This is a genomic window from Streptodolium elevatio (assembly GCF_053592165.1).
The window spans coordinates 1-1946 of record NZ_JBSFVE010000074.1; the positions used below are offsets into that span (position 1 = coordinate 1).

General features: G+C 42.1%; 3 protein-coding genes. 1 reads left to right on the forward strand and 2 read right to left on the reverse strand.

The features are described from left to right. Both ACWD12_RS40975 and ACWD12_RS40980 read right to left on the reverse strand, forming a co-directional pair. Positions 1 to 268 (reverse strand): aldo/keto reductase (locus ACWD12_RS40975; protein WP_450103949.1); only part of this gene is annotated, 268 nt, incomplete at its 3' end. A gap of 41 nt (positions 269 to 309) precedes the next feature. Further along, the gene (locus ACWD12_RS40980) at positions 310 to 1257 is read right to left on the reverse strand and encodes an IS30 family transposase (RefSeq protein ID WP_003130410.1); all 948 of its coding nucleotides are present in this window, start codon (positions 1255 to 1257) and stop codon (positions 310 to 312) included. A gap of 144 nt (positions 1258 to 1401) precedes the next feature. Here ACWD12_RS40980 and ACWD12_RS40985 point away from each other — a divergent pair, with 144 nt between their 5' ends. Continuing rightward, positions 1402 to 1899 (forward strand): agmatine deiminase family protein, encoded by a 498-nt coding sequence (locus tag ACWD12_RS40985; RefSeq protein ID WP_450103950.1) that lies wholly within the window; start codon positions 1402 to 1404, stop codon positions 1897 to 1899. Positions 1900 to 1946: the final 47 nt, after the last annotated feature.

Here is a 1946-nt window from a genome sequence, read left to right on the forward strand (position 1 = left end):
GCTCAATTGCTTCTGGCGCTTGCTCATAATCAGAAGGCCAAAGCTTGTTTGTAATCCAGATTTCAGAATTTGAAATTTCTGAGTCTTGAATTGCTTGACCGACAGAAGTTTCATTTTGATAAGCGTGTGCCGTATCCAGATGACGATAACCTAATTCCAAGGCAGTTTTTACAATATTTTGCGTTTCTGTTCCTTCTGGAAGCTGATAAAGTCCCAAACCGAATTGGGGAATGACATTGCCATCATTTAATGTTAATTTTCTTTGCATTTTTTCTCCTTTTATTTTTTATCGCAAATTGCAAGTCCAAGTTAGCCAGCCAAGCTCATCTCATATGAACTCTTATAGTTGAACATTTTTCTTGGATAATGGTTCATCCAATACTCGATAGCGGCGACTTCTTCAGGGGTCGTCTTTGTTGTGCCTTTTGGCAGATGCCTACGAATCATTCGGTTATGGTTTTCATTCGTCCCTCGCTCAAAGCTCGCGTAGGCGTGTGCATAGTAAACTGGACAGCTTACGACCTCAGAGAGCCTTGCAAATTCATGGCCATTGTCAGGGGTAATGGATTTGAAGTCATAACTTTTTTGAAGTTCCACCAGCTCATCATTGACCGCCTGTGCTGTTTTCCCATCAATCAAGCGAATGATCTCCGTGCGGTATTTTCGCTCTGTGAGCGTCAAAAGCACCTTGTTCTTAGCTCTCGTAAGAATGACCGTGTCAATCTCGTAATGCCCCACTTCTAAGCGATTGTTAATGAACTCAGGCCGTTCTTCAATAGACTTACCAAAAGGATGCTTTGGCGCACGAGGTTTGATTTTCTTTGCCGCCTTATACTGCGGATAGAAAAGATGATGACGCTTGGCTTCTAACCAGCCCCAGTTGACCCAATTGTAGAGGCTGCTCAGAGAAACTCCTTTTAGAGCCTGATGAATGACTTCCAAAGAGTCCTTGTCTTCTTTAAGACGTGTACTCACATAACAATCAATCTCAGTCGTGAGTTTACTCGGACGAACACTGTGAGCCCTCAATCCTTCATAATTTTCTTGAGCCTTTTTAGCAGAGTATTTTACCTTCCGCTTGAGCTGGATTTCCCCTCGCTTCATCTCTCTGTCAATCGTCCCATGAGCTTTATTCAATAAGCGCGCAATCTCACGGTTGCTCAGTCCTTCTTTATTGTGCCAACGTTCAATGTTTAAACGGTCTTGATTGGTCAGGTGTTTCCCTTTGCTCTGGCTTGTGATAGAATAGTCTTGCATCTGAATTTCCTTTTTATACTATTTGGTCGAACTTCTAGTATAAGAGATTCAGATGTTTTTTGCTTGACTCAAGGTGGCTAACTTCATTTTACAATTTGCGATTAATTATTAAATTTAAAAAAATAAAAAAATAGGAGAGAAAAAATGGCAAAACGTATTATTGGTACAACACCAAAAGAAGATGGTTTTCGGATGCCTGGTGAATTTGAAGCTCAAGATCAAATTTTTATGATCTGGCCCGAACGTCCAGATAACTGGCGTGATGGAGCAAAACCTGTTCAGATTGCCTTTACTAATGTTGCTAAAGCAATTAGTAGATTTACACCAGTAACAATGTTAGTTTCACAATCCCAATATCAAAATGCTCGTTATCAATTACCCGCTGATGTGCGTGTGCTTGAAGTTTCTAACAACGACTCTTGGGTTCGTGACTGTGGGCCAAGTTTTGTAATTAATGATAAGGGCGAACTTCGAGCAAATGACTGGACTTTTAACGCTTGGGGTGGACTTGTTGATGGTCTATATTTTCCTTGGGATCAAGATGATCTAGTGGCACAAAAAGTTTGTGAATTAGAACGTGTTGACTCTTATCGGACAGATGATTTTGCCGCAGCACGACCGTGGTGGGCGTCGTGTCGGTGACGTAGAGGCTCCAGCCCTGGCCGTCCCACAGGCCGGAGTCCTTCAGC

What these genes read in the sequence shown, in the direction of transcription:
- ACWD12_RS40985 (WP_450103950.1), top strand. Translation starts at nt 1,402, where the DNA reads ATGGCAAAACGTATTATTGGTACAACACCAAAAGAAGATGGTTTTCGG.
- ACWD12_RS40980 (WP_003130410.1), bottom strand. Translation starts at nt 1,257, where the DNA reads ATGCAAGACTATTCTATCACAAGCCAGAGCAAAGGGAAACACCTGACC.